Consider the following 25220-nt stretch of genomic DNA (forward strand, 5'->3'; position numbering starts at 1 on the left):
GTTCACCCCCCCAAGTTTAGCCGGATAGCTAAGCCACTGGCTACGTTTTCGCCCCCAACCTCGCCAACAACTTCTCCAAAAACACCACCTTATCCTCCATATCCTTGAAGGTTTGGGTAAAGCGTAATTTGTCCGCGCCATCGAATTTATACACCTGCGATTGGCTTTGAATCATCAGGATCAACTCGCCGGTATCGATCTGCGGGGTGGCGGTAAAGACGATGCGGCCGCCGGTGGCGTGGGCTTCAATTTTGCGGATGCCCAGATGCGCGGCTTGTTGTTTCAGTTCGGTGATCGCGAACAAGGCTTTGACTTGATCCGGCAATAAACCGAAGCGGTCGATCATTTCGATTTTTAATTTGCGCAAATCGTCTTCGGTTTCGGCGCTGGCAATGCGTTTGTACAGCACCAAACGAGCGTGGATGTCCGGCAAGTAGTCTTCCGGAATCAACGCGGCGATTTGCAAATCCACTTCCGGGCCGGTATCCAGCGGCGCGTCCAGTTCCGGTTGTTTGCCGGATTTCAAGGCTTTGACCGCGCGCTCCAACAACTCGGTGTACATGGTAAAGCCGATTTCCTGAATCTGGCCGCTTTGCTCGTCGCCCAGCAATTCCCCGGCGCCGCGGATTTCCATGTCGTGCGAAGACAGCATGAAGCCGGCACCCAGTTCGCCGGAGGTCTCGAAGGCTTCCAGACGTTTGATGGCGTCCTTGGTCATTAACGACTTGGGCGGCACGATGCAGTAAGCATAGGCGCGGTGATGGGAACGACCGACTCGGCCGCGTAACTGATGCAATTGAGCCAGACCCAGCTTGTCGGCGCGGTTGATGACGATGGTGTTGGCACTGGGGATGTCGATGCCGCTTTCGATGATCGTGCTGGCAATCAGCAGATTGAAACGCTGGTGGTAAAAATCCAGCATGATCTGCTCCAGCTCGCGTTCGGCCATCTGGCCGTGGGCGATCTGAATCCGCGCTTCCGGCACCAGTTCGCTCAGCTCGCGCATCATTTTTTCCATGCTTTTCACGTCGTTGTGCAGGAAAAACACCTGGCCACCGCGTTTGATTTCCCGTTGGCAGGCTTCCTGTACTTGCGAGTCTATCCATTCGGTGACGAAGGTCTTAATGGCATGGCGATTTGGTGGCGGTGTGGCGATGATGGAAATATCGCGCAGCCCGGCCATGGCCATGTTCAAGGTGCGCGGAATTGGCGTCGCGGTCAGCGTCAGCAAATCCAGTTCGTGGCGCAGCTTTTTGAAATGCTCTTTTTGGGTGACGCCAAAACGGTGTTCTTCGTCGATGATCACCAGGCCCAGGGCTTTGTACCGCATTTCCTTGGATAACAGCTTGTGCGTACCGATGACAATATCAACTTTGCCGTCCGCCAAGTCGTCGGCGATGGCTTTTTGCTGTTTAGGCGTAACGAAGCGCGAGGTGACTTCGATACGCACCGGCCAGTCGGCGAAGCGGTCGCGAAAATTTTGATAATGCTGCTGAGCCAGCAGGGTGGTCGGCACCAGCACCGCGACTTGTTTACCGCTTTGCACTGCCACAAAGGCCGCGCGCATCGCCACCTCGGTTTTGCCGAAACCGACGTCGCCGCAAACCACTCGATCCATCGGTTGAGTGGCGGCCATGTCTTGCAGGATGGCTTCGATGGCGCTGAGCTGATCCGGGGTTTCCTCGAAGGGGAAGGCGGCTGCAAAGGCGTTGTAGTCGCTGTTGTCGATGTTAAAAGCAAAACCTTCGCGGGCCGCGCGTTTGGCGTGGATGTCCAGCAATTCGGCGGCCACGTCGCGGGCGCGCTCCATGGCTTTTTTCTTGGCCTTGCTCCATTGGTCGGTGCCTAAACGATGCAGCGGGGCGTTTTCGGCGCTGACGCCGCTGTAACGACCGATCATGTGCAGCGACGATACCGGCACATAAATCTTGTCGTTATTGGCGTATTCCAGCATCAAAAACTCGGCGTCGATACCGCCGACGTTAAGGATCTGCAAACCCAGGTAACGACCGACGCCATGTTCCTGATGCACCACCGGCGAACCGATGCTCAGCTCGTCGAGGTTGTTGAAAATGTTTTCCAGCGCCCGCGCCGCGGATTTTTGCCGGCGCCGGCGTTGCTGGACTTTTTCGCCGCTGAGCTGGCTTTCGGTGATGATGGCTAGTTTTTGATTCTCGAGCCAAAGCCCATGATCCATCGGCGCGACGACGATGCATGGTGAATGATCGGTTTGGAGAAACTCCGGCCAGCTTTGTACTTGTTTCGCAGTGAGTTTGACGCTTTTTAGTTTGTCGATCAGGCCTTCGCGGTGGCCGGCGGTTTCGGCGACGAAAAGGATTTTACCGGCAAAGCCTTCGATGAATTGGCGCAGGCGTTGGGCGGGTTCTTTCAAACGGCTGTCGATAGCCACATCCGGCAGCAACTTGCAGTCGAAGGAGTGGGCGGTTTCTGCTTGGTTGTCCAGCACTACGCGGCTGAAACTATCGGTGTGTTGCTGGATTTCCTCGGCTGACAAAAATAGGCGCGTCGGCGGCAACAAGGGCCGGTCGGTATCGTATTTGCGTTGCTGATAGCGTTCGTCGGCTTCGCTGTAAAAGCGCTGGGCGTTTTCCGCAAACTGGGCAGGTAGCACAAACAAAGCGGATTTCGGTAAATAGGCAAACAACGATTCGGTGCGTTCGACGAACAGCGGCAAGTAATATTCGATGCCGGCCGGGGCGATTTGCTTGGAAACGTCGAGGTACAGATTGTTCTTCGGTGAGGCCTCCGGGAATTGCTCGCGGAAGGCTTGGCGGAAGCGTTTGATGGCTTCGTCGGTAAACGGAAACTCGCGGGCCGGAAACAACTCGACTTTTTGCATTTTGTCTTGCGACATTTGCGTGTCGGGGTCGAAGCTGCGGATCGATTCCACGTCGTCGTCGAACAATTCGATGCGATAAGGCTGCTTTGAGCCCATCGGAAACAAATCCAAAATCGAGCCACGCACCGCGAATTCGCCGTGTTGATAGACTTGCGACACGCATTGATAGCCCACCGCTTCCAGTTTGGCGCGGGTGACTTCCAGGCTTAAAGTGCCGCCGACTTCGATGGCAAAGCTGTGTGCCAGAATATGCTCGCGCGGCGCCAGCCGGTGCATTAGCGTTGCCACTGACAGGATCAACGCGCCGCGTTTGGTGTCGGGCAGCAGCGCTAAAGTGCGCAAGCGCTCGGAGATAATCTCCGGCAACGGCGAGAATACGTCGTACGGCAGGGTTTCCCAATCCGGAAAATGCAGAATCGGCAGGCTGTTGTCTAAAAAGAACGCCAGCTCGTGTTCCAGGCGCAACGCGGTTTGCGTGTCCGGCGTGACGATGACCAGCAGGCGTTTTTCCTGGGTAATTGTTTGGGCCAGCGTCAGGGAGTCGCCGCAACCGTTCAGGCCGCTCCAGAATACCGTGGTGGGTTGCTGCGGCAATGCCGCGGCGGGTATTAGCGGTAAGGACATTAGTTTGAAATCAGATTTTTGAAGCGCTCAATTATAACCAGTAAGGTCAGGCTTGGACTAAGCATCCGCACTTTGCCAGTGGCCGGCGTTGGGAATGCTGTTTTGGTGAGTATTTGCCGCAAATTCGCGGCCTAAAACCTATGCTCAGCTGTTTGGGATTTAAATGCTTAAATTTTTTTGCTGCAATTCGATTTCCTGCATGTAACGCTGGAGGTTGTTTTCGAACACCTGCGGTATGTGAGTGAATTTGCAGCCTATGCGATGTTGATAGGTTGTGGCGTTGGCTCGAACATTGGTCACGCTTTTAATCACAAAGCCTACGTGGGCCCTGCTGCCATCGTGCAAATACAAGGCGCATTCGTCTATGACGGTATCAGGCACTAAAAAGTCGGCAATTTTAGTGTCGGGATTCAAAAACGAAAATCCGGAAATACTGATGTCGGCCACGCTGAACACTTTGGTTTGCGTGTCGACTTCGCCCGCTTCATTTTCTGTGGCAAGGTTGAGTTCGCAGGTACTGTTTTTATGTGACAGCGGCACTTTAACCCGATAATACTGGCGGCGTTGCATCCAGAATATAGCGTCCGGGATAGGCATCGCAAAAACCGGGTGGCCGTCGCTTTGCGACTTTTTGATGGCTTTGCCGCGGAATGAAACTTTAATACCTTCGTATTCGGTGCGGAACAGCACTTTCGCTGAACCTAGCAGCTGCTTATTCAGTAATTCTGTCGGCGCAACATCCAGTGTAATCAGATTGGCTTTTTGATCGAGATCGATGATGGTGGTCAAAAATGATTGGTTATGTTCGCCAAAATGCGCGGAGATAATGCATTTCTTTTTGATTAGATCGCTCAAGTGGCCAAAAATCAGTCTGGCGCTTCTAACAAGATAGTCGGATTCTTTTTCCATTAAATTACTAAATATTGCGGATAGGTGAGAGCACTGCTGTAAAATACCGCAGATTATAGTGCATAGGAAAGGAGTTTTGATGGGTTGGTTGCTATTGTTCGCCGCGGGTTGCTCGGAAATCGTGTTTGCGATAAGTCTTAAATACAATGACGGGTTTACCAAGCTATGGCCGAGCGTAGTAACCGGCGTGTCGGGGGCGGGCAGTTTTTACCTGTTAATGCTGGCGATCAGAACCTTGCCCCTGGGTACGGCCTATGCGGTGTGGACCGGCATGGGGGCAGTGGGTGTCGCGATAATCGGGATTTTTCTGTTTAAGGAGTCGGCAGACTGGTTCCGCTTGGCGTCTATCCTGTTAATCATCGTCGGCATCGTCGGTTTGAAGCTGACGCATGTGGAATAATGCTGCATTTGTTGTCGCAATTGCCGTTGCAAGCGGCGGTTATCGAGCGCATTGGCAGTGGTGACGATGTTGTCTTGATGGATGGCGCGGTGTGTGCCGCGCGGGCCGGGCATAGTGGCAATGCGTTGTTGCGGCAATTGTTGAGTCAGTTGTGTAGGGTTTATGCATTGCAAGAGATGTTATTGGTTCATGGCGTCGAGCCGCAACTTTTGTTGTCAGGCGTGGAACCAGTCGATTATGCGGGCTTGGTCGAGCTGACCGTGCAGAACCCGGTGATTCATTCGTGGTGTTGATAGTTGATGGCGTTGCGCTGCCAACCAGTGACGATGGTTTTCTGCGCGATGCCGGGCAATGGAACCGACAAGTCGCGGACGAGTTGGCCCGGCTTGAATCTATTGAAATTAGCGATGCGCATTGGGAAATCCTGTTGTACATTCGCGATTACTATCAAAAATTCCAGCACTTGCCCAATGCTCGGATGTTTGTGGCGGCTATCCGCAAACAATTTGGTGAAGACAAGGGCAATAGCCGCTATCTGCAAAAACTGTTTCCGCAAGGGCCGCTGAAATACGCCTGTAAAATCGCCGGCTTGCCCAAGCCACCCACCTGTTTATAAAAATGTTTTCAAGAGAGTTTCATGACTAACCCCCGCGTTGGATTTATCAGTTTAGGTTGCCCCAAAGCCTTGGTCGATAGCGAGCAGATTCTGACCCGGCTGCGCAGCGAAGGCTATCAAGTCTCGCCGAACTACAAGGATTCGGATTTGGTGATTGTGAATACCTGCGGCTTTATCGATGCGGCGGTTGAAGAGTCGCTGGATAGCATCGGCGAGGCCTTGGCGGAAAATGGTAAGGTGATCGTCACCGGTTGTCTCGGTGCGCGCCAGGATGAGATTTTGGCGCGGCATCCGCAGGTTTTAAAAATCACCGGCGCCCACGCGACTGACGAAGTGGTGTCTGCGGTGCATGAATACTTGCCGCCGGCGCATAATCCGTTTACCGACATAGTGCCGCCGCAAGGTATCAAACTAACGCCCAAGCATTATGCTTATCTGAAAATTTCGGAAGGCTGCAATCACAGATGCACGTTTTGCATTATCCCGTCGATGCGCGGGGATTTGGTGAGCCGGCCTATCGACGATGTGATGCAGGAAGCCGAGCGGCTGGCCGATGCCGGTGTTAAGGAATTGCTGATCGTCTCGCAAGATACCAGTGCTTACGGTTTGGATTTGAAGTATGAGAGCCGGCGCTGGCGGGGTCGGGAAATGCAAACCCGGTTTTACGATTTGGCCGAAGCATTGGGTGAGCTGGGTATCTGGGCGCGGATGCATTATGTCTATCCCTATCCGCATGTCGATGACGTGGTGCCGTTAATGGTGGAAGGCAAAATTCTGCCGTATCTGGATATTCCGTTTCAGCACGCCAACAGCCGAATTTTAAAGCTGATGAAACGTCCGGCGGCAGCGGAAAATAATCTGGAGCGCATCCGCGCTTGGCGGAAGATTTGCCCGGATTTGACTATTCGCAGTACGTTTATCGTCGGTTTTCCCGGTGAAACCGAGCAAGATTTTGCAGAGTTGTTGCAATTCTTAAGCGAAGCGCAAATGGATAGGGTAGGTTGTTTTGCTTATTCGCCGGTGAAGGGTGCGGTAGCCAACGATTTGCCGGATGCTGTACCGGAAGAGGTCAAGCAAGAGCGCTTGGCGCGCTTTATGGAGCATCAGTCGGCAATCAGTGCCGAGCGCTTGCAACGTCGGGTCGGCAGAGTCGAGACAGTATTGGTCGATGAAGTGGTCGAAGAGGGCGCAGTCGCGCGCAGCCGCAGCGACGCACCCGAGATCGACGGTCAGGTCTTTATCGACGGCGCAAGCCATTTACAAGTCGGGGATTTCGTCGATGTGGAAATCGAGGAAGCCGACGAGTACGACTTGTGGGCTAAACTGATCTAACGAAAAAGCCGCTGGTTAGGCGGCTTTTTCAGTTCAATTTACAGCGGTGTTACGTTTTCCGCTTGTGGACCTTTTTGGCCGTTGGTCACTTCCATCGTGACTTTTTGGCCTTCTTTCAAGGTTTTGCGGCCGTTGCCGTTGATGGCGCTGAAATGTACGAATACATCTTTGCCGCCTTCTTGCTCAATGAAGCCGAAGCCTTTTTCATCATTGAACCATTTTACTTTGCCTTCTACTTGAACTGACATAAATCTCTCTTGCTAATAAAGTGCTATTCGCTGGTTTGTAACTAGGGTTGGTGAATAAAGCAGGTAGTGGAAAACAATGTTTGTTGATCCGATTGCAGACTTGAAAAGCGACAACGATACCGAGCTAAATCGACTCCATTATACATCGCAATCGGCGGGTATCCACAAAAACTAGCTAGATTTTGCGTGTTAAATGATTGTGACAATAGGTTCTCAGCCGCCTTTGTTGGGTGCGTATGTCAGGCTAACGCAGGTTGCGGGTGGCTATTGGCTGGCTAAGATATTGAAATGAAGTGGTTTTTTATCAGGCTTTTGGGGGGGGCCGTTTTGCTTAAGTCCGACTTTGGGCTATTGCAAATGCGAAATTGATCGTCGCAAAAAAGCAAAAAAATACTGGATTTTGCAATTGACCTATTGGGCAGGCCATGAAAAAGACTGCCCAATAAAGCTTATCGTTTCAAAAATAGCTGCCATTAATCAGAAAATGGGTAGCAATGCTGCCGAAAAAACCGATCAAAATGACCGGCATCCATTTCAAGTGCGCGCTAAAGGAGTAAACGCCTTTCATTTGGCCCATCAAGCCTACGCCTGCCGCCGATCCGATTGCCAGTAAACTGCCGCCGACGCCAGCGGTTAATGTCACTAACAGCCATTGGCCTTGCGAGATGTCGGGATGCATGGTGAGTACCGCGAACATGATGGTGCCGTTATCAATAAACGCCGACAGGATGCCGACCACAATGTTGGCGATGGTCGGGTCCATGCCGACGTACAACACATCCGAGGCCATGGTCAAATAACCGATGAAACTCAGGCCGCCGACGCTGATCATCACGCCGTAAAAAAACAGCAGGGTGTCCCATTCCAGCGTGGCAACGCTTTTAAATACGTCGAATTTTTGGCTTGGCCTCGCGTCGGGAACCGCAACGTTAAATAACTTATACACGTGGGCGAAATCGCTAATTTTGCCGTTGTCTTTATCGGCGGTTTTTTGCAAATAAAAACCTAAGAATTTTAGATAAGTCAGGCCCGCCAGCATGCCGGCCGCAGGCGGTAGTTTCAACATGTTTTCGAAGCAGACCGCGGTAATAATCGTCAGTAAAAACAGCACGATCATCGTTATTGCGCCGCGTTTCATTTTTGGGGCTTTACCCACTGCCGCCGGTTGTTGCTTGGGTATCCAGAAATGCATAATTATCGCCGGCAGTGCGAAATTGACCACCGCGGGAATGAACAGTGAGTAGAAATCTTTAAAGGGTACTACCCCGCTTTGCCATACCAGCAGCGTGGTGATATCGCCGAAGGGGCTGAACGAACCGCCGGCATTCGTGGCGACCACTACGTTGATGCAAGCCAATGTAACGAATTTGCGATTATCCTTGCCCATTGCCGCGATCACTGCGCCCATCAGTAGTGCAGTGGTCAGGTTGTTGCAAACCGAGGACATAAAAAACGACATGACTCCGGTAATCCAGAATAGCTTACGGTAGCTGAAACCCTTACTGAGCAACCAAACTCGCAGATTATCGAAAACGCCGCGATCTTCCATGGCGTTGAGATAAGCCATGGACACCATGATGAACAAAAACAATTCCGCGTAGCCTTCCAGACAAGCACGGAATGCGTGGCCGGCCTGTTCGCTCATGCCATTATTCACGTAAATGCCGGCGATAAAGGCCCAGATCAAGCTTGCGGCTAACACCATGGGTTTGGATTTGTTTAATTCGGTGACCTCTTCGGTCATTGCCAGTAGATAGGCAACGGCAAATATACCGATAGCCAAATAACCCACCCAATGCTTAGTCAGATTAAGCGCTTGTGCTGCTTGTTCTGCGTCTGCCCAAGCTAGTAGTGGTGAGCAGGCGAGTAAAATGAGTAGAAGGATGCGCGAAAACACGGGTGAACTCCTTTCAATAACTGGGTGCTGGACAGTCACGGTAGGGGGTGAGTTCCTCGACCGTGATTGCTTTTTGCCCTGCCCGCATAGCTACGGGCCTGGCCTTCACGATGCTACAAAGTTTGTAACATTACAGCGAGTCTAGTTTAGTATTTCTAAATACGGGCATTCGGCTTCGAATGCCCGTATTTTATAGTCTACCGGGGTTAGGCTTAAAGTCAGCCTATCTTGTTACGATTGGGCTTCCAGCAAATACGTCAGCCAGAGCGAGGACAGTTTTTCCTGTACCGTGTTTTGCCGCAGACGGGCAGCCAGGTTCGGGAAATCTACATAGTCCAGCGCCTGATCCTGGTTGTAACAAGAGTACATAAAGCTCTCTTCGCCGCTTTCCGGATCCACGTGTTTGCATAAGCATTGGGCGCAGACGCCTTTCATCATGCATTGCATAGGCGAGTTGATTGAGCCGACCGCCTCGTGGCCTTCCTTCAAGTACGGTTTTAATGCGACAAAGCGTGCCGCTTTTACCGCTGCCATCATCCGATCCGAGCCGATGACGATCAGGTGATCGACGTCTTGCAGACGTATGCTAGTTTCCCCCAATTTTCCGGTGGCATAGGACACCATCGCTTCGACGATATTACCGACGAAGGTTTTATCCTGAGGTCGTGTGACGGGTATCGCGTCGTTGCCCGGCCGGTCATCGACAGCCCAAACGATCACGTCGGACGCCTCTTCGATTTCAGGAACCTTGAACAAGTCTTCGCTGTTACGGTAGCCGGCGAAATACAGCACCTTGTTACCAGCATTGCGCATGGCTTTACCGATTGAGAACAATACCGCGTTACCCAAACCGCCGCCCAGTAGCAAAACGGTTTTGCCGGTTGGGATTTCAGTCGGGGCGCCTGTTACGCCCATCAACACCAGCGGATCGCCGACTTTCCAGGTTGCGCATAAGCGGCTGGAGCTGCCCATTTCCAGGGCAATCAAAGATACCAAGCCTTTTTCCTTGTCTACCCAGGCGCCGGTTAGGGCCAAGCCTTCGGCGGCTAGCGTGGTGCCTTCGACTACAGGGGCTAGTGATTCGTAATTTTGCACCCGGTAAAACTGGCCGGGCTCAAAATGTTTCGCGGCGGCGGGTGCTTTGATGACCACTTCGATGATGGTTGGTGTCAGGCGATTCACTTCGACGACATGCGCCAGGAAAGTCGCATCGAGTCTGTCCTGCAAGTCGCGTAACCGGGCATCGCGTTGCGGTTGCTGTGATGCATCCAATTCAGCAATCTCGTTGGCAAACAGTTTAACGATATACGGATAACCGTCTTTCGCGCTGGCCATGGCTTTTACCACGTTGCCGGCATAAACCGGATGGTTGTCGCCATAAAAAGTGATGTACCGGCCGTTGCTGTGATAGGAAGTAAACGGTGCCGGTTTGCCCACTTTGACTTGCGCTTCATCGGCCATCGGCGCCAGTTGCGCATTGCCGTCCAACCAGTCGGGTTCGTGGCGCTTGTAAAATTTGCCTTCCATCGCGAAAGTGCGGGGATGCTCGGACTGGTAGATCGTGTTGGGAGCTGTGCCGGCGGCGATAAACAGGCCGCGTAGCTTCACTTCCACTTCATCCGTTTTGCGCCATTTACCGTCTTGTTCGGTCAGTCTCTCAAAACGTACGGCTTGCAAATGGCCATATTGATCTTCGACAGCTTCCAGTGGGCTCATGCCTTCGGCCAGGTAAATACCTTCCGAGAGTGCTTCGTGAATTTCTTCGTGGTTCTGCCGGTATGCTGGCGAATCCTTAATACCTTTGCGGTAGAACAGCGTTACGCCGCCCCATTGTTTCAGGAAAGGCAGGAAATTAGGCATTTCACCGGCGGCAGCCGCACGTTCGCGTTCTTGCTCGATCACACGGCCATGCGCCAAAAACTCCTCGAGGATTTCTAGCTCTTCGGCATCATAGCGGCTACGTACTGAGGCCTCGCCGTATTTAGCCACTAATTTTTCGTAGCGATGTAGAATTTTGCTGACTTGACCAGGATAGTAAGCCAGTAATTCGGTGGTGGTATCGATGGCGGTCAAGCCGCCGCCGATGACGCCGGCCGGCAGACGCACCTGCAAATTAGCCAGCGAGGATTCTTTGGCCGCGCCGGTCAATTGCAGGCCCATCAAAAAGTCTGAGGCCTTGCGGATGCCACGGGTCATGTTGTTTTTCAGATCGATCACCGTCGGCTTGCCGGCGCCACTGGCAATCGCTATGTGGTCGAAACCCATTTCCCAGGCTTCGTCAATGGTGATGGTGCCGCCGAAACGCACGCCGCCGTAGCATTTGAAAGCGTTGCGGCGCAGCAAAGTCAGGTAAATGACTTTCAAAAAGTTTTTATCCCAACGCACGGTAATCCCGTATTCGGCCACGCCGCCAAAGCCCAGCAATACACGCTTATCCAGATCTTCGTAAAGGTCTTGAAAGTCCATGATCGGCATTGGCAGATTGTCGCGGTCGCCGGTCAAATGCAGGGGTAGCGGCTCGATTTTCAAGGCATCGATACCGACCACGCCAAAGCCTTCATTCAACAGATAGTGCGACAAGGTATAGCCGGCAGGGCCCATGCCCGCTACCAGCACATTTTTACCGTTGTAAGGCAATGTGGTGGAGCGTTTGATATTCAGCGGGTTCCAGCGGGTCAACAGACTGTATATTTCAAAACCCCACGGCATGAACAGCACGTCGGTCAGCACATTGGTTTCGATTTGCGGAATATTCACCGACTCGGTTTTTTGATAAATACAACCGCGCATGCAATCGTTGCATATCCGGTGGCCGGTGCCGGGGCACATCGGATTGTCGATGATGATCATCGCCAGCGCGCCGATATTGTCACCCTGGCGTTTGACTACATGCATCTCGGAGATTTTTTCTTCCAGCGGGCAGCCGGTCATCAGTGCGCTCAAATGATTCGTTTTGAACGTGCCGTCTTTTTTGTTCTTGATGCCTTTCGAGCAGGAGTCGTTGTCCCTGTCGTGGCAGTAAATGCAATGATCTACTTCATAGAGCACCTGGCGTTGCTTGAAGCGTTTGTCGGTCAACGCGAAGCCGTCGCGGCGGCGCTGATGGTGATCGTCGCAGGCCCAGACGTCATAACCGTTTTGCGCCACCGTTTCGTGGTCAACCAGATTGTCCAGATTGGTTTTTTCCGGGATTTTGAAGCTCACCCATTTGGCTACATAGGCTTGCAATTCTGGGTCGTGTTGGGCGGCAAAGCTCCAGCGGCGGATGATGTCAAGCAGACCGGCTACCAGCGCAGCAGGGCTGTCGTAGCCGGTCAATTGGTTTTTGAACGCGGCAACGTCGGCATCGGTAATTTCTGCCTGTTGCGACAAGCGCCATAAATCGGCACCGAGTTGGCTAATCGCCAACTCCGGATCGGCCTGGAATAAATCCTGTTTGTCGGCGGCGGTCAACAAACCATCTAGTTGCACCCGCAATGCGGCAATATCCCAACCTTCGATAGTTTGGCCTTTGAATAGCTTGCTCAAAGTGCCTACGATTTCGGTGCGATAAACAAATACGGCGTCGAATTCGCCACGAATATTGCCGATTTGTTGCTCGCGCACATCGTTGACATTGAACAAACGCGCGACAAAGGTGCCGACCAGCGGCGCCATCTTCACCAATAACTCGGAAATGTCCTCCGGCTTCATGCCCTCGCCGCCGCAGGCGCGGTAAGCGGTAATTTCCGCAAACAAGGCTGCATCGTGTTGCTGTACCGACTGATCGAATACTGTCAACAAATCAGACAGACGTTTGGCATCGTATAAATCTTTATATTCGAAGCCGGGGATGCCGAGGGTGAGTTGGGTAAGGTCGCGAGTATTAAGCTTTTGTGTCATCAAGTTATTCCGTGAGCGTTCGCTTGAAGTGATAAATGAAAATTCGGGTTAAGGCATGTCGTCGACGACGCTGTCCTTGGCGGGCGGCATCAGGTCGTCGCGGCTCAAGCCCAGGCTCAGCGCTAGTGAGCTGGCAATGTAAATCGATGAGTAGGTGCCTTTAACGACGCCGATCAGCATCGCAATGGCAAAGCCGTGGATGGTTTTGCCGCCGAGGAATGCCAGGGCCAACAGCGTTAAAAATACGGTCAACGAGGTCAGGATAGTTCGGCTCAGAGTGTCGTTCAGTGCGGTGTTAACGATGTCGTTAATGGATTCCTTGATTCGGCTAGAGCGGACGGTTTCGCGAATCCGGTCGTAGACGACGATGGTGTCGTTGATGGAATAACCGATCAAGGCCAAAATCGCCGATAACACGGTCATGTCGAATTCCCAGCCAAATACCGAGAAAAAACCCATCGTAATGATACTGTCGTGGAATAAAGCCGCGATCGCGCTCAAGGATAATTTCCATTCGAAGCGAATGCTGACGTAGACCATGATGCCGACAAAAGCGAAGAATAGCGCCAGACCGCCATCGTTGACCAAATCATCCCCCACTTGCGGGCCGACGAATTCTACTCGACGCAGTTCGCCAGGTTGGCTTTGGCTGCTATTGGCGACGCTTAGCACTTTTTCGCTAAGTTCTTTTTGACTAACGTTTTCTACCGGTTTCAGGCGGATTAACACATCGGCCGCGCTGCCGAAATGTTGCAGATTGGCATCGGCGAAGCCTTGTTGTTCCAGTGTGCTGCGCATCTTGTCCAGATCCGCCGCTTGGTTGTAATGCAATTCGTAGACGCTGCCGCCGGTAAAGTCTATGCCCAGATCCAGACCCTTGACGAAAAACGAAACAATGGAAATCAATAGCAGAGTGCCGGAAAAGTAAAAGGCCAGTTTTCTTTTACTAAGAAAATCAATGTGTGAAGCGGAAGTCATGCCAATGTTCCTGATAAATAATTATGGTTGTGGTCCGACCGGATTTAATGGTTCGGCAATAAAACTAAGTTTGTCTGCTTAAAGGGATGAGAATTGTACTATTTTCTCCAGAAAGCAGGCGTAAAAAGCATTATCAGAGTAAAGACTTCGAACCGCCCCAACAGCATTGCAATCGAACAAATCCAGGTCTGGAAATCGCTTAAACCCTGGTAATTGCTGGCAGGCCCTACCTGTCCAAGGCCTGGGCCGGCGTTGTTGATGCATGCCAGTACCGCGCTGAGTGCTGAAATCGGTTCCAAGCCGGAAAATAGAAGCGAAAAAGTTAGAACTACAATCGAAATGAAGTAAAGAAAAATAAAGGCTAATACCGAGAAAATAATTTTATTGGCAACGGGAGTGCCGCCGATGCGTATGGGGTTGATAGCGCGCGGATGCAGAATGCTGAACATTTCCCGTCCGGCCTGTTTCCATAACAATATGGTGCGGAACATTTTGATGCCGCCGCCGGTGGAACCGGTATTGGCAACGATACAGCTCAAATAAAGCATCCACCAAGGCACAAACGGCGGCCATTTATCGTAATCGACGCTAACGAAGCCGCTGGAAGTGCCAACCGAAACCAGGTTGAAAGTGACATGGCGCAGAGCGGTGAGAAAATCGGGATAAACATGGTGATACCAGATGAGTCCGGTACATAACAAAATACTCCCGGCAATTACGCCCAACATGGGAATGGCCTCTGGATCTTCTAAGTAGGGTTTAGCGCTGCGCTGATGCAAGGCTTGAAAATGCACGGCAAAATTCATCGCCGAAATAAGCATGAACACGGTTAGAACGAGTTCGATGGCCGGAGAATCGAAATAGCCGACACTGGCGTCATGGGTCGATAAGCCTCCCAGGCCCATCGTCGCGAAGCCATGGCAAATGGCGTCGAACCAGCTCATTCCGGCCAATTTCAGGGATACGATGCAGGCAACTGTAATGCCGGCATAAACTATCCAAAGCAATCTGGCGGTTTCGGTGATTCGTGGCGTCAGTTTGCTGTCTTTGATCGGGCCGGAGATTTCGGCTTTGTAAAGCTGCATGCCCCCGATTCCCAGCAGTGGCAAGATAGCTACCGCCAAAACGATAATGCCTAGGCCGCCGATCCAGTTCAATTCGTGGCGCCAGAGGTTTAGCGACGGTGCCAGATTATCCAGGCCGACGAAAACGGTAGCTCCCGTGGTGGTTAACCCCGATGTGGTTTCAAAAAACGCATCGGTAAACGATAGCCCCGGCATCCCCCAAAGCAACGGAAATGTTGCTGTTGCAGACATCAATATCCAGAAAGAAGCTACCAATAAGTAGCCGTCGCGTGTTTTTACTTCGCCGCGAAAGCGCATGGTTAAGCCGGATAGCAGGCTGCCGACCCCGATATTCAGCGACATGCCGTTCAAGAAATGATCGACCATGCCATCCTCGAAGTACAGCGAAGTGGCTATCGGTAGCGTGTAAGTGATGCCGAAGACCATCAAGATCAGGCCGAGTACAAACCCTAAAGTGCAAAAACGTTGCATAGTGCCCTGATTAAAACCGAAAAGGTTTTGCCGTGTTGTTATGGATCGCCGGTCGAGCGCACCAAACAGCCGAGCGCCCCGCAGCCGGCAATTGTAACAAACAATCGCCGAAATGGGCCTGTCACATAAGCTTAAACAAAGCTTCATATTGTTGTCACAAAGCATCTCTAAGCTGGCCTCGTTATCAGGGATAAACGTGAAACGGAAAATCGACGATTTTCAACTGCTGCACGAAGCTCGCGGTCGACGCGTGCGGCAAACAACGAGGGCCAGACCATGAAGCTGATTTACTCGATCCATAAGTACGACGTGACGATGTTTACTTGGCTAAACAGTGTTGCCATTCATGCCTATTTAGTGCGCTTTTGCCGCATGATTTCCCGCACCGCCGACGGTTTTCTGTACGTCATTCTCGCGGCTTGGCTTTACTGGGATCAAGGCATCAACGATGCGTTGTTGCGGGCCATGATACTGGCGTTTTTGATCGAAAGGCCGGTCTATACGCTGCTGAAAAAAGGCTTTAAGCGCAACCGCCCGCAGCAAGCGTTACCGGATTTCAAAAGCGTGATTACGCCATCGGATCAGTTCAGTTTCCCCTCCGGACATACCTCTGCCGCTTTCATGGTGGCAACCTTGGTAGGGTATTTTGCGCCGTCGTTGCTGCCGGTTCTTTATGTTTGGGCCGCGCTGGTCGGTTTTTCCAGAGTGGTTTTGGGCGTGCATTTCCCCACCGATACGCTGATGGGCGTGGTCTTGGGGGTTAGTACGGCAATTTTTAGTCTCGATTACATTTTATGATGAAAATTTTTTACGGTGTGCAAGGCACGGGCAATGGACACATCACCCGCGCCAGAGTGATGGCGAAAGAACTATACGCGGCGGGTTTTGATGTCACCTTCCAATTTACCGGCCGGCCGGCGGAGAAATACTTCGATATGGAGGTGTTTAACGGTTATCAAGTCAAAACCGGCTTGACCTTTAACACCCACAACGGCCAAGTCAGTTATGTGAAAACCGCGTTGGAAGCCAGTCCGATCCGCTTTGTCAAAGACATCAACAGTCTGGATTTAAGCGCTTACGATCTGGTGATCAGCGATTTCGAGCCGGTTACCGCTTGGGCCGCGAAACGGCAAAAGAAAAAAGTGCTGGGGATCGGCCATCAATATGCGTTTAGACACAAAATTCCCCGTGCCGGCGGCGATCCGATTGCCGAACAGGTGATGAAGTATTTCGCGCCGGCCGACATCGGCATCGGCTTGCACTGGCATCATTTCGGTCAGCCGATCTTGCCGCCGATTATCGAAACGCCGGAGTTTCCGCAAAATACCCAAGCCAATAAGATAGTGGTGTATTTGCCCTTCGAAGACCCGCAAGCGGTGGTTAAGCTGTTGTGTCCGTTCGAAAACTTCGAGTTTCACGTCTATGCGCCGGAACCGGCGGTGTCGAAATATCCGCACATCGTTTGCAAACAACTATCCAGAGAAGGCTTTCAGCGCGACTTGTACGATTGCGCCGGCATTATCAGCAATGCCGGGTTCGAATTGGCCAGCGAGTCCTTGCAATTGGGCAAGAAGATTCTGGTCAAGCCCTTACACGCGCAAATGGAGCAAATTTCCAACGCCGAGGCTTTAAAGCAACTGGGCTACGGTCACACGATGTTCGATCTGGACGACGCAGTGATCGAGGACTGGCTGCACAATCCACATGCTGTGCATGTTACCTACCCCAATATCGCTAAAGTTATTGTGCAGTGGCTTCAGGATGGCATGCCGGCGATGGATGCGGAGTTCACCGAGCGGGTTTGGGAGTCGGTTCAGGTGTTGCCGATCAAATACTAAGCCGGCTGCTAATCCTTATCTTCGTCAGGTATCAGACCTTTCAATTGTTGCGATAACAGCGTTTGCGCGCCGGTGGTGACGATTTCTTCGCCGGGCCGCAAGCCGTCGGCCACGAAATAACCCTGGCTATCGCTGGTGTATTGCTTAAGCGGCCGGCGGCTGAAATGCTCCGCATCGGTTTTGATAAATACAAACGCCTGGCCCAGATGCCAGACCAGGGCTGATTGCGGGATATTAACCCCTTCGCTGATTTGGCCGCCTTCCGGAATCCAGGCAGTGATATGGGTGCCGAATGGTAGGCGGCAGTCCGCACATTTGAAAAAATAACGCGGACCTTGCGATACCGGATCGACCTGAGGCGCCGCGGAAATCAGCGCGGCGGGCAAGGCTGCTTGACGCTGGCCGCGTTCCTGAATATGGATAAGCTTGACGCCCGGATCGAGCCGGCTATTGGCGGGCAGGGTGATTTGCAGCAATTGTGCTTGATGTTCCAACAGTTGCGTGGCGTTTTTATCTTGGGCTTTGGTAAACCAGCTACTCAAGGTGTCGCCCCAGACCAGGCGGCTGTTGGCGGCGATCAGTTGCTGTTGGTAATTATTGGCGGCCAGATTGGCTTTGTCGGCCTGCCAGATCGCTTGCTGTTCCTGCAGGCGGCGGGTGGAAACGATGTCCTGATGATGCAGGTCTCGGGTGCGATTCAGGTTTTGCGCCGCTTCGCTGTAACGGGCTTGGGCGCTGTCTTGCTGGGCGCTGGCGGCCAGGAATTGTTGGCGGATGCTCAGCAGCGGTTCCGGGTTGACCACCGTGCCGTAAGCGGCAAATTCGGGCGTTTGTTTAACCGCTACGAGTGTTTGGGTTTGAATGCCGGCCAATTTCTGGGCTGCCTGATCCAGCTGTAATGCATCGGGGGCGGCATTCGGGCCGGCCTGTTTGGTTTGGGCGGCGCTTGACGGTGAGTCGTCATCGTCCGCCCTGGCGGCGGTCGGAGTCAGGCTAACAAAGCCAAGCCAGCCTGCTAGGAAAAGTGCTATTCGCATGAATTTTGTTAAATGTAGTTTGACGTCTTAATGGCCGAACTTGTTGTAAGTGCTCCCCATAGAGTTGGGATTATAAAGTTTGGGCTGACGTCTGTAATTTTTTGTTGTGTTAAAAAAATAGCCGGTTATCCTTTTGGATTACTGTCACGGCTTGAGGGAAATGCAAATGAGTGAAACACCTGAAAATTTGAAATATGCCGAGACCCATGAATGGGCCAAGCTGGAAGACGACAATGTCGTGCGCGTCGGTATCACCGATTTTGCTCAGTCCGAATTGGGCGACATAGTGTTTATCGGCTTGCCCGATGTGGGCCGGGTCGTGAAAGCCGGCGAACAACTGGCAGTGGTGGAATCGGTAAAAACCGCTTCCGATCTGTTCAGCCCGGTCAGCGGAAGTGTGGTTGAGGTCAACGAAGCAGTGACTGACGAACCGGAATTGGTCAATGACGGCGCTTATCAAACCTGGCTGTTTTGTATCAAAGCCGATAACCCAGCGGAGCTGGAACAATTAATGGATGCCGATGCTTATCGGACTCTGATCGAGGAGTAGGACTAGCCAATGGCAAATCAAAATGCAAAGGGATTTAAGCGGCTGATCAACGCCTGTTTCTTTTCGGTCGCCGGTTTCAAGGCCACCTGGCAACATGAGGAAGCGTTTCGCCAGGAAGTAGCGCTGTTCGTGGTGACGACGCCGCTGGCAATCTGGTTCGGCCAATCCGCCATTGAAAAAGTCCTGTTAATCGGCAGCGTGGTATTGGTGTTGCTGGTGGAGTTGTTGAATTCCGCAGTGGAAGCGGTAGTGGATAGGGTGGGTTTCGAACATCACGAACTATCCGGACGAGCCAAGGATATAGGCTCGGCGGCGGTCATGCTGTCCTTGATTTGGGCCGGCGTGACTTGGGCGTTGATACTGTTATAAGCGGGAAAGAGGAAGAATAGCGGTTGATTTTATCGCTTTCGTCTTGTGCCTATTTCCAACATCCGTTACCTTAGGGCCGCTGAAATCGTTAAACAAGGATAATAATGAGTGCATTGATCTGTGGCTCCATGGCCTACGACACCATCATGGTGTTTCACGACAAATTTAAACATCACATCCTCCCAGAGAAAGTACATATGCTGAATGTGTCTTTCCTGGTGCCGGCCCTGCGTCGCGAATACGGCGGCTGTGCCGGTAACATCGCTTATAACCTGAAATTGTTGCAGGAAGAGCCGTCCATCATGGCGACTGTCGGCCACGATTTCGAACCCTACGCGCAATGGCTGAGCCAGTGCGGCATCTCCAGTCGTTATATCAAGGTGCTGGACGATCATTACACCGGCCAGGCCTACATCACCACCGACGTCGACGACAATCAAATTACCGCGTTCCATCCGGGGGCGATGAGCTTTTCGCATTTAAACGCAGTGCCGGCCGACTCGGGCATTACTATCGGCATCGTCTCGCCGGACGGTAAACAAGGTATGCAGGAACATGCGCAGCAATTTGTTGAGCAAGGCATTCCGTTTATTTTCGATCCAGGCCAAGGTATGCCGATGTTCGATGGCGACGAGTTGTTGGCGTTTCTGGAACTGGCTAATTACGCCACCTTTAACGACTACGAGTCGGAATTGATGCAGCAACGCACAGGCTTGACGCTGGAGCAAATTGCCGAAAAAGTCGATGCCTTGATCATCACCTTGGGCGGCAACGGTTCCAAAGTGTATACGCGCGGCGAATGCATCGATATTCCGCCAGCCAAGCCCAAACAACTGCTGGACCCCACCGGCTGCGGCGACGCTTATCGTGCCGGTCTGCTGTACGGTTTGATCAACGATTACGATTGGGATGTTACCGGTCGGATTGCTTCCCTGTTAGGCGCGATCAAAATCGAGCACAACGGCACCCAGAACCACACCTTTACGATGGCGGAATTCAAAAAACGCTATCAGGATACGTTCGGTTCGACATTTTGAGGTTGACCAAAACCCAGGAACTGCTGGCTTTGATGGCCCGCTTGCGCGACCCGGAACAGGGGTGTGCCTGGGACGTAAAGCAAGATTTCCATAGCCTGATCCCCTATACCATAGAAGAAGCTTACGAGGTGGCCGACGCCATCGAACGTAATGACTTCGATGATTTGCGCGGCGAATTGGGCGATCTGTTGTTACAAGTGGTGTTTCACTCGCAGATTGCCGAAGAACGCGGCTTATTCGACTTTGAGCAGGTGGCGGCGGCAATCAGCGAGAAACTGGTTAGCCGGCATCCGCATGTGTTTGCCGATGTCAAATTCGATACCGATGAGCAGCGCCAGCAAGCCTGGGACGCAGCCAAAGCGCAAGAACGCCGCCTGAAACAGTCCGCACAAATGACCGAAAGTGTGTTAGCCGGCGTGGCGCAAAGCCTGCCAGCCCTGGTGCAGTGCGAGAAGATTCAGAATCGCGCCGCCAGCCACGGTTTCGATTGGCCGGCAGCGGAACCGGTATTCGACAAGGTGCGCGAAGAATTGCAAGAAGTCCACGAAGCCTGGCAGTCAGGCGATCAACCGCATATTCAGGAAGAAATCGGCGATTTGCTGCTGGTGGTCGTCAATCTGGCCCGGCATCTGAAAGTCAATCCGGAAATTGCCTTGCGCGAAGCCACTAAAAAATTCACCCGTCGGTTTAATTACATCGAGAAGCAGGTGGAAGCCTCCGGCCGTGAGTTGCGCGATTGCGAATTGGCGGAGCTGGACGGCTTATGGAACGAAGCCAAGCGTCACTTAAAGCAATTGCAGAACAATGGCTAATTTGCGCAAGCGTGGCTTCAAACCCTCAAGTTACAAAGCGTACTATTTGAGTGTGCTTTTCAGCGTCTGGGTATATAGCGGCAGCGCAACGGCCGAATTATTGGGCACAATCTCTGATGACACCGCGCCGGTTAGCAAGTCGCTAGAACCCAAAACCGGCAAAAACGACGACCGGAGAATCATCTATCGCGTCATTTGCTCGCCTGAAGATCAAGACTTACCGGACTGTGATCGATCCGCCGTGGATGACGGCAACGAAACTGCCGCATTGCCGATGCCGGATTTGCCGCCGGATAGCGCGGACCTGGCAGAGCAGTCTGCGCAGACTGACGCTGCGAAAGTTACTGCGGAGGAAAATCCGCAGAAATCCGGGCATAAAAAAGTAGCCAAGCCTAGTAAGTCCGCAAAAAAGACGACGGCCAAAAAACCGGATAGTAAGAAAAAGCCGCGCAAATAGAGTTTAAGCTGATGCGGATTGCCAAATCGACAAAGCCCGTGGCGTGACTTTGGCGCAGGCGGAACTGCCTGCCCGGTTTATGGTCGAGTAGTTCTAAACTTTTCAAGAGGCGTCCCCATGAAACTTCCCGGCATCCCTGCAATTCCCGCTTCCGAAATCACGCCACGCGAGCTGTTTTACCAGCGCCGGCATTTCATGCAGTTGGCACTGGGCGGCTCCACTGCCTTGCTTGCCGGCGCAGCCTTCGGCGGGGAAAAACTGGCGAGCAGTCTCTCCGAAGCATATGGCTTGACCGATAAATTGACGCCGCTGGAAGACGTCAGCCAATACAATAATTTTTACGAGTTCGATACCAGCAAGGAAGGTCCGGCCAAAATGGCCGGCCGTCTGAAAACCCTGCCCTGGACGGTCAGTGTGGAAGGCGAAGTCCGTAAACCCAAACAATTTGCCATAGAGGATTTACTGAAATTGGCGCCGATGCAGGAGCGCATCTACCGCTTACGGTGCGTGGAAGCTTGGTCGATGGTGATTCCCTGGCTAGGTTATCCGTTGGCGGAGTTGCTGAAACAAGTCGAGCCGACTAGTGAGGCCCGTTATGTGGAGTTCGTCAGTCTGCACGACCCCGAACAACTGCCCGGGCAGCGGCGCGCTGTCCTGGAATGGCCGTATCGCGAAGGCCTGCGCATCGACGAAGCCATGCATCCCTTGGCTTTACTGACGTTTGGCTTATACGGCGAAGTGTTACCCAATCAAAACGGGGCACCGGTCAGAATGGTGGTGCCCTGGAAATACGGCTTCAAAAGCGCCAAGTCCATCGTTAAGATTCGCTTGGTTAAACAGCAACCGACGACCAGTTGGATGCAGGCCGGCCCCAGCGAATACGGATTTTATGCCAACGTCAATCCGGAAGTCGATCACCCGCGTTGGAGTCAAGCCAAGGAACGCCGGCTGGGCGACTTTCTGAAGCGGCCAACCTTGCCGTTCAACGGCTATGCCGAGCAGGTGGCCGGTTTGTATGCCGGGATGGATTTGACAAAAAACTTTTGAACAGTGAACTGGAAAACTCTTGACGATCAAAACCTTCGCCGTCATAAAGTGCTGGCGTTTTTGGCGGCTTTGCTACCCTTGGCGCTATTGCTGACTGCGGTCTGGCAAGACCAATTGGGCGCCAACCCCATCGAAAAAATCACCCATAACACCGGTTACTGGACATTGACGTTTTTGCTGATAAGTATCGGCGTCACGCCGCTGCGGCAACTGAGCGGCGCAAGCTGGCTTATCCGGCTTAGACGTATGCTGGGATTGTTTGCCTTTTTCTACGCCTGTCTGCACTTTCTGACTTATCTGGTTTTGGACCAGTTTTTCGATTGGTCGGCAATAGCCAAAGATATCCTGAAACGTCCCTACATTACTATCGGTTTTACGGCGTTCTTGTTCCTGATTCCTTTGGCCGTAACCTCCACCAATGCGATGCAGCGCCGGCTCGGCGGCAAAAATTGGAAACGCTTGCACCGTATGGTTTACCCGATTGCCGCTGCAGGGGTGGTGCATTTTGCCTGGCTAGTCAAAAAAGATCTGAGCCGGCCGCTGCTGTTCGGCGGGATACTGGCTTTGTTACTGGCCTTGCGCTGGTTTTATAAAATTAAATCTGCCCGTTTACGTCGTTCGTATTCGTCGATATAGGCTAGGCTTACACGTTTTACGATGTGCAAAGGGATGCTCAGTTGCAAATCATCAGACCGAATGTAATCGATTTCGAAGCTTCCGGGTTTGGCTTCGATAGTTATCCCATCGAAGTAGGCGTGGTATTGGGAAACGGGCAAAAATATTGCGCGTTGATCAAGCCTGCCAGTGACTGGACTTATTGGGACGCGCAGGCCGAACGGGTGCACGGCCTCAGTCGAGAGACTTTAATCAGTTATGGAAAGCCCATCGCTCTGGTGGCCAGCGAATTGAATGATTTTTTAGCCGGTAAAACGGTGTATAGCGATGGCTGGGTGGTCGATAAGCCTTGGTTATCTCGCTTGTTTTTTCGCTGCGGCGTACAGCCGGGCTTTTATCTCAGCGCGTTGGAAATGATATTGAAAGAAGCGCAAATGGACATCTGGACCCAAACCAAACGGCAAGTGATTCAGGATATGGCCTTGTTGCGGCATCGGGCCAGTACCGATGCCTTAATCATTCAGGAAACCTATGCCCGTACCCGGCAATTGATTAACAGCGGCTTCACGCCGGCTTGAGGTTGAATTGATTGCCGAAATTCGCCTTTTGGAGCGCAACGAATTTGCCAAAAGTTGATAACTGACCGTGGCCTTGATAGCCTATGCCGCCGGTCGAAGCTTAGCGGCGTATTTGGCGGAAAACAATTTGAGCCAGGGTTGGCGCCAACCCGATAATTATAATAAACGAGAAAATCGAGAGCTCGCATCATGAAACTGGAAACCCAATTTAGCAATCAGCAACTCAAACGCATCAACGTTCAGGGCATTTTGTATATGTGTTCTTGCCCGTCGCAGGTTGGCGGACAAATCGATAGCTTGCGCAAGCTGTTTGACTATCAGGCCAATTGCTCCGAGCGCAGCGGCAGCGAGGTGCAAACCAGAGTACATCAGCGCATCGCCGATGCTACCCAGAAAGCCCATTTGATCATGGAAGAATGCCTGAAAGATGTGCTGGAGCTGGAAGGCTGGGATCCGGAAACCCTGGAAATGCCGGCCGGCCTGCGGACTTTGCTGGAACAAGAGATAGACAGCGAGTGAGTAAACGCGGGCATTCCTTGGTCGAGAACATGCGCTGGATTAACGTGAATATCCAGCGTTGATTAGCTTAGCCCATTTGATTTTTCCGCACTGCACGTGTGCCGGGCTGCATTCGTCATTGCACGTATTTCTTTTCCAATTCCCGCGATAGGGCTTCGGCTTCCTCATCGGACATATTTTCCAATTCTTGTAGGCTTTTGCCGGTCACTTGTTTTACCGCCGCTGCGCCTTGGCCTTGACTAAGCGCACTGCGAGCTTCCTGAGCCAAGCGATTGGCGTCTTCCGTGGTTTGTTTGATCTTGGCGTCGTACAGACGATTCACTTCTGCATCCGATTTGCCCTTGGCCGCCGCGCCCAGGTTTTTACGCTTACTGCCCATCATCTCCCGGTTTGCCTTGGCATTGGCTTCGTTAATCAATTTTTGCGCCTCACGTGCCCTGGCTTGTTCGGCGCGCTGGGTAGCTTCGCGCTGTGCTTGTTCTTGAGCTTCCAGTTCCGGGTCCCAATCCGCCGGGGCATTGGTGTTAAAAATCGTCAGTAACATCAGCACGATAACGCGGTTCATAAGAGCTCTCCCGGCGATGCGGTGGAACGGACTTTAGTGCCGTCTCCGCTTAATTATTTTGAGTTAATCCCGTCTTCAAAGGCTTCGAGGACGGTTATTCACTTTAGTCGCCTCCGCTTGGGGCTGTCAACCAAGTGCTGGACAGGTTTTCGAAGCCCCATTCTAAAAGCTATGCATATGTCGTATTTCTGGCAATCATTGTGTAGTTTTGTTGGGTTTGTTAGTTAGCAGACAGAGGGTAAGCCGCGTTAAACGCTAATAGTCCCACTAATGCAAAGGTTTTAACGTTGCCCTATGGCCGGCATAGATGTTGCTCTGGCAAGGCGGGGCAACGCTGGTTCTTAGTGTTGTCACCTAAATAATAACAAGCAAAGGTTTTCAAACTTCCGGCGAATTCCGGCCGGCATAGCTGCGGGGGCGGCTTTGAAAACCTGCTATTAAAGCTACTGGATAACAACCATCAGCGCCGAACCTCGCGCGGTGTCGTCAAGCCA

The 25220-nt window shown here is 52.4% G+C and carries 24 protein-coding genes; 15 read left to right on the forward strand and 9 right to left on the reverse strand.

The window, feature by feature from the left end; all coding sequences use genetic code 11:
- Window positions 1-40: 40 nt before the first annotated feature.
- Together mfd and METH11B_RS0118130 are read right to left on the reverse strand one after the other, a co-directional pair.
- Complete coding sequence (gene mfd, locus METH11B_RS0118125) at window positions 41-3484, reverse strand: transcription-repair coupling factor (RefSeq protein WP_026603238.1); 3444 nt, start codon at window positions 3482-3484, stop codon at window positions 41-43.
- Window positions 3485-3643: 159 nt separating this feature from the next.
- Complete coding sequence (locus METH11B_RS0118130; protein ID WP_020483457.1) at window positions 3644-4393, reverse strand: flagellar brake protein; 750 nt, start codon at window positions 4391-4393, stop codon at window positions 3644-3646.
- Between the two features lie 79 nt (window positions 4394-4472).
- Between METH11B_RS0118130 and METH11B_RS0118135 the strand changes: the two genes are divergently transcribed.
- From METH11B_RS0118135 to rimO, 4 genes are read left to right on the forward strand one after another with little or no spacing between them, the layout of a single operon-like run.
- Window positions 4473-4793, forward strand: a complete 321-nt coding sequence (locus tag METH11B_RS0118135; RefSeq protein ID WP_020483456.1) for a DMT family transporter — start codon at window positions 4473-4475, stop codon at window positions 4791-4793.
- The gene (locus tag METH11B_RS0118140) at window positions 4793-5086 is read left to right on the forward strand and encodes a DsrH/TusB family sulfur relay protein (RefSeq protein WP_026603239.1); all 294 of its coding nucleotides are present in this window, start codon (window positions 4793-4795) and stop codon (window positions 5084-5086) included. The genes METH11B_RS0118135 and METH11B_RS0118140 overlap by 1 nt, the downstream gene beginning before the upstream one ends.
- Window positions 5077-5409 carry a TusE/DsrC/DsvC family sulfur relay protein gene (locus METH11B_RS0118145; protein ID WP_020483454.1) on the forward strand — a complete coding sequence of 111 codons (333 nt, stop codon included), beginning with the start codon at window positions 5077-5079 and terminating at the stop codon, window positions 5407-5409. The genes METH11B_RS0118140 and METH11B_RS0118145 overlap by 10 nt, the downstream gene beginning before the upstream one ends.
- Window positions 5410-5430: 21 nt before the next feature.
- On the forward strand, window positions 5431-6741 hold the full coding sequence (gene rimO / locus METH11B_RS0118150; RefSeq protein ID WP_026603240.1) for a 30S ribosomal protein S12 methylthiotransferase RimO: 1311 nt from the start codon (window positions 5431-5433) through the stop codon (window positions 6739-6741).
- 38 nt (window positions 6742-6779) lie between these two features.
- Here rimO and METH11B_RS0118155 read toward each other — a convergent pair whose 3' ends face one another.
- From METH11B_RS0118155 to METH11B_RS0118175, 5 genes are all read right to left on the reverse strand, one after another.
- Window positions 6780-6989, reverse strand: a complete 210-nt coding sequence (locus METH11B_RS0118155) for a cold-shock protein (RefSeq protein WP_020483452.1) — start codon at window positions 6987-6989, stop codon at window positions 6780-6782.
- 457 nt (window positions 6990-7446) lie between these two features.
- The gene (nhaD, locus tag METH11B_RS0118160) at window positions 7447-8733 is read right to left on the reverse strand and encodes a sodium:proton antiporter NhaD (protein ID WP_442919034.1); all 1287 of its coding nucleotides are present in this window, start codon (window positions 8731-8733) and stop codon (window positions 7447-7449) included.
- Window positions 8734-9117: 384 nt separating this feature from the next.
- Window positions 9118-12768, reverse strand: a complete 3651-nt coding sequence (locus METH11B_RS0118165) for a pyridine nucleotide-disulfide oxidoreductase (RefSeq protein WP_026603242.1) — start codon at window positions 12766-12768, stop codon at window positions 9118-9120.
- A 48-nt stretch (window positions 12769-12816) separates the two neighbouring features.
- Window positions 12817-13746, reverse strand: coding sequence for a protein translocase subunit SecF (secF, locus tag METH11B_RS0118170; protein ID WP_026603243.1), 930 nt, complete (start codon window positions 13744-13746; stop codon window positions 12817-12819).
- A gap of 98 nt (window positions 13747-13844) precedes the next feature.
- Window positions 13845-15302 (reverse strand): TrkH family potassium uptake protein, encoded by a 1458-nt coding sequence (locus METH11B_RS0118175; RefSeq protein ID WP_026603244.1) that lies wholly within the window; start codon window positions 15300-15302, stop codon window positions 13845-13847.
- A gap of 276 nt (window positions 15303-15578) precedes the next feature.
- On the opposite strand from METH11B_RS0118175, the gene METH11B_RS0118180 reads away from it, so the two are divergent.
- Window positions 15579-16100, forward strand: a complete 522-nt coding sequence (locus METH11B_RS0118180; protein ID WP_020483446.1) for a phosphatase PAP2 family protein — start codon at window positions 15579-15581, stop codon at window positions 16098-16100.
- On the forward strand, window positions 16100-17140 hold the full coding sequence (locus METH11B_RS0118185) for an MJ1255/VC2487 family glycosyltransferase (protein WP_026603245.1): 1041 nt from the start codon (window positions 16100-16102) through the stop codon (window positions 17138-17140). The genes METH11B_RS0118180 and METH11B_RS0118185 overlap by 1 nt, the downstream gene beginning before the upstream one ends.
- 8 nt (window positions 17141-17148) lie before the next feature.
- Here METH11B_RS0118185 and METH11B_RS0118190 read toward each other — a convergent pair whose 3' ends face one another.
- Entirely contained in the window at window positions 17149-18177 is a 1029-nt protein-coding gene (locus METH11B_RS0118190; protein ID WP_026603246.1) for an efflux RND transporter periplasmic adaptor subunit, read from the reverse strand.
- A gap of 166 nt (window positions 18178-18343) precedes the next feature.
- Between METH11B_RS0118190 and gcvH the strand changes: the two genes are divergently transcribed.
- The 9 genes from gcvH to METH11B_RS0118240 all read left to right on the forward strand — a co-directional run bounded on the left by gcvH (window position 18344) and on the right by METH11B_RS0118240 (window position 24161).
- Entirely contained in the window at window positions 18344-18727 is a 384-nt protein-coding gene (gcvH, locus tag METH11B_RS0118195; protein ID WP_026603247.1) for a glycine cleavage system protein GcvH, read from the forward strand.
- A gap of 9 nt (window positions 18728-18736) precedes the next feature.
- Window positions 18737-19096, forward strand: coding sequence for a diacylglycerol kinase (locus tag METH11B_RS0118200; RefSeq protein ID WP_026603248.1), 360 nt, complete (start codon window positions 18737-18739; stop codon window positions 19094-19096).
- Between the two features lie 104 nt (window positions 19097-19200).
- Window positions 19201-20133, forward strand: coding sequence for a carbohydrate kinase family protein (locus METH11B_RS0118205; protein ID WP_026603249.1), 933 nt, complete (start codon window positions 19201-19203; stop codon window positions 20131-20133).
- Entirely contained in the window at window positions 20130-20945 is an 816-nt protein-coding gene (mazG, locus tag METH11B_RS0118210) for a nucleoside triphosphate pyrophosphohydrolase (protein ID WP_026603250.1), read from the forward strand. Before METH11B_RS0118205 ends, mazG begins: the two co-directional genes overlap by 4 nt.
- Window positions 20938-21402 carry a hypothetical protein gene (locus tag METH11B_RS0118215; protein ID WP_026603251.1) on the forward strand — a complete coding sequence of 155 codons (465 nt, stop codon included), beginning with the start codon at window positions 20938-20940 and terminating at the stop codon, window positions 21400-21402. The genes mazG and METH11B_RS0118215 overlap by 8 nt, the downstream gene beginning before the upstream one ends.
- A 117-nt stretch (window positions 21403-21519) precedes the next feature.
- Window positions 21520-22449 (forward strand): protein-methionine-sulfoxide reductase catalytic subunit MsrP, encoded by a 930-nt coding sequence (msrP, locus tag METH11B_RS0118220; RefSeq protein WP_026603252.1) that lies wholly within the window; start codon window positions 21520-21522, stop codon window positions 22447-22449.
- A gap of 3 nt (window positions 22450-22452) precedes the next feature.
- Entirely contained in the window at window positions 22453-23085 is a 633-nt protein-coding gene (locus tag METH11B_RS0118225) for a sulfite oxidase heme-binding subunit YedZ (RefSeq protein ID WP_036276159.1), read from the forward strand.
- A 41-nt stretch (window positions 23086-23126) separates the two neighbouring features.
- On the forward strand, window positions 23127-23642 hold the full coding sequence (locus tag METH11B_RS0118230; RefSeq protein WP_020483436.1) for a hypothetical protein: 516 nt from the start codon (window positions 23127-23129) through the stop codon (window positions 23640-23642).
- 189 nt (window positions 23643-23831) lie between these two features.
- Window positions 23832-24161 (forward strand): hypothetical protein, encoded by a 330-nt coding sequence (locus tag METH11B_RS0118240; RefSeq protein ID WP_020483434.1) that lies wholly within the window; start codon window positions 23832-23834, stop codon window positions 24159-24161.
- Window positions 24162-24276: 115 nt separating this feature from the next.
- On the opposite strand, the gene METH11B_RS0118245 is transcribed toward METH11B_RS0118240, so the two are convergent.
- Window positions 24277-24726, reverse strand: coding sequence for a hypothetical protein (locus METH11B_RS0118245; protein WP_026603254.1), 450 nt, complete (start codon window positions 24724-24726; stop codon window positions 24277-24279).
- Window positions 24727-25220: the final 494 nt, after the last annotated feature.

Origin of the sequence: Methylomonas sp. 11b (genome assembly GCF_000515215.1) — a bacterium.
Lineage (GTDB): Bacteria > Pseudomonadota > Gammaproteobacteria > Methylococcales > Methylomonadaceae > Methylomonas.

What these genes read in the sequence shown, in the direction of transcription:
- METH11B_RS0118175 (WP_026603244.1), bottom strand. Translation starts at nt 15,302, where the DNA reads ATGCAACGTTTTTGCACTTTAGGGTTTGTACTCGGCCTGATCTTGATG.
- METH11B_RS0118240 (WP_020483434.1), top strand. Translation starts at nt 23,832, where the DNA reads ATGAAACTGGAAACCCAATTTAGCAATCAGCAACTCAAACGCATCAAC.
- mfd (WP_026603238.1), bottom strand. Translation starts at nt 3,484, where the DNA reads ATGTCCTTACCGCTAATACCCGCCGCGGCATTGCCGCAGCAACCCACC.
- METH11B_RS0118215 (WP_026603251.1), top strand. Translation starts at nt 20,938, where the DNA reads ATGGCTAATTTGCGCAAGCGTGGCTTCAAACCCTCAAGTTACAAAGCG.
- METH11B_RS0118140 (WP_026603239.1), top strand. Translation starts at nt 4,793, where the DNA reads ATGCTGCATTTGTTGTCGCAATTGCCGTTGCAAGCGGCGGTTATCGAG.
- nhaD (WP_442919034.1), bottom strand. Translation starts at nt 8,733, where the DNA reads ATGACCGAAGAGGTCACCGAATTAAACAAATCCAAACCCATGGTGTTA.
- METH11B_RS0118200 (WP_026603248.1), top strand. Translation starts at nt 18,737, where the DNA reads ATGGCAAATCAAAATGCAAAGGGATTTAAGCGGCTGATCAACGCCTGT.
- msrP (WP_026603252.1), top strand. Translation starts at nt 21,520, where the DNA reads ATGAAACTTCCCGGCATCCCTGCAATTCCCGCTTCCGAAATCACGCCA.
- METH11B_RS0118155 (WP_020483452.1), bottom strand. Translation starts at nt 6,989, where the DNA reads ATGTCAGTTCAAGTAGAAGGCAAAGTAAAATGGTTCAATGATGAAAAA.
- METH11B_RS0118180 (WP_020483446.1), top strand. Translation starts at nt 15,579, where the DNA reads ATGAAGCTGATTTACTCGATCCATAAGTACGACGTGACGATGTTTACT.
- METH11B_RS0118245 (WP_026603254.1), bottom strand. Translation starts at nt 24,726, where the DNA reads ATGAACCGCGTTATCGTGCTGATGTTACTGACGATTTTTAACACCAAT.
- METH11B_RS0118185 (WP_026603245.1), top strand. Translation starts at nt 16,100, where the DNA reads ATGAAAATTTTTTACGGTGTGCAAGGCACGGGCAATGGACACATCACC.
- gcvH (WP_026603247.1), top strand. Translation starts at nt 18,344, where the DNA reads ATGAGTGAAACACCTGAAAATTTGAAATATGCCGAGACCCATGAATGG.
- METH11B_RS0118190 (WP_026603246.1), bottom strand. Translation starts at nt 18,177, where the DNA reads ATGCGAATAGCACTTTTCCTAGCAGGCTGGCTTGGCTTTGTTAGCCTG.
- METH11B_RS0118130 (WP_020483457.1), bottom strand. Translation starts at nt 4,393, where the DNA reads ATGGAAAAAGAATCCGACTATCTTGTTAGAAGCGCCAGACTGATTTTT.
- secF (WP_026603243.1), bottom strand. Translation starts at nt 13,746, where the DNA reads ATGACTTCCGCTTCACACATTGATTTTCTTAGTAAAAGAAAACTGGCC.
- rimO (WP_026603240.1), top strand. Translation starts at nt 5,431, where the DNA reads ATGACTAACCCCCGCGTTGGATTTATCAGTTTAGGTTGCCCCAAAGCC.
- METH11B_RS0118205 (WP_026603249.1), top strand. Translation starts at nt 19,201, where the DNA reads ATGAGTGCATTGATCTGTGGCTCCATGGCCTACGACACCATCATGGTG.
- METH11B_RS0118135 (WP_020483456.1), top strand. Translation starts at nt 4,473, where the DNA reads ATGGGTTGGTTGCTATTGTTCGCCGCGGGTTGCTCGGAAATCGTGTTT.
- METH11B_RS0118165 (WP_026603242.1), bottom strand. Translation starts at nt 12,768, where the DNA reads ATGACACAAAAGCTTAATACTCGCGACCTTACCCAACTCACCCTCGGC.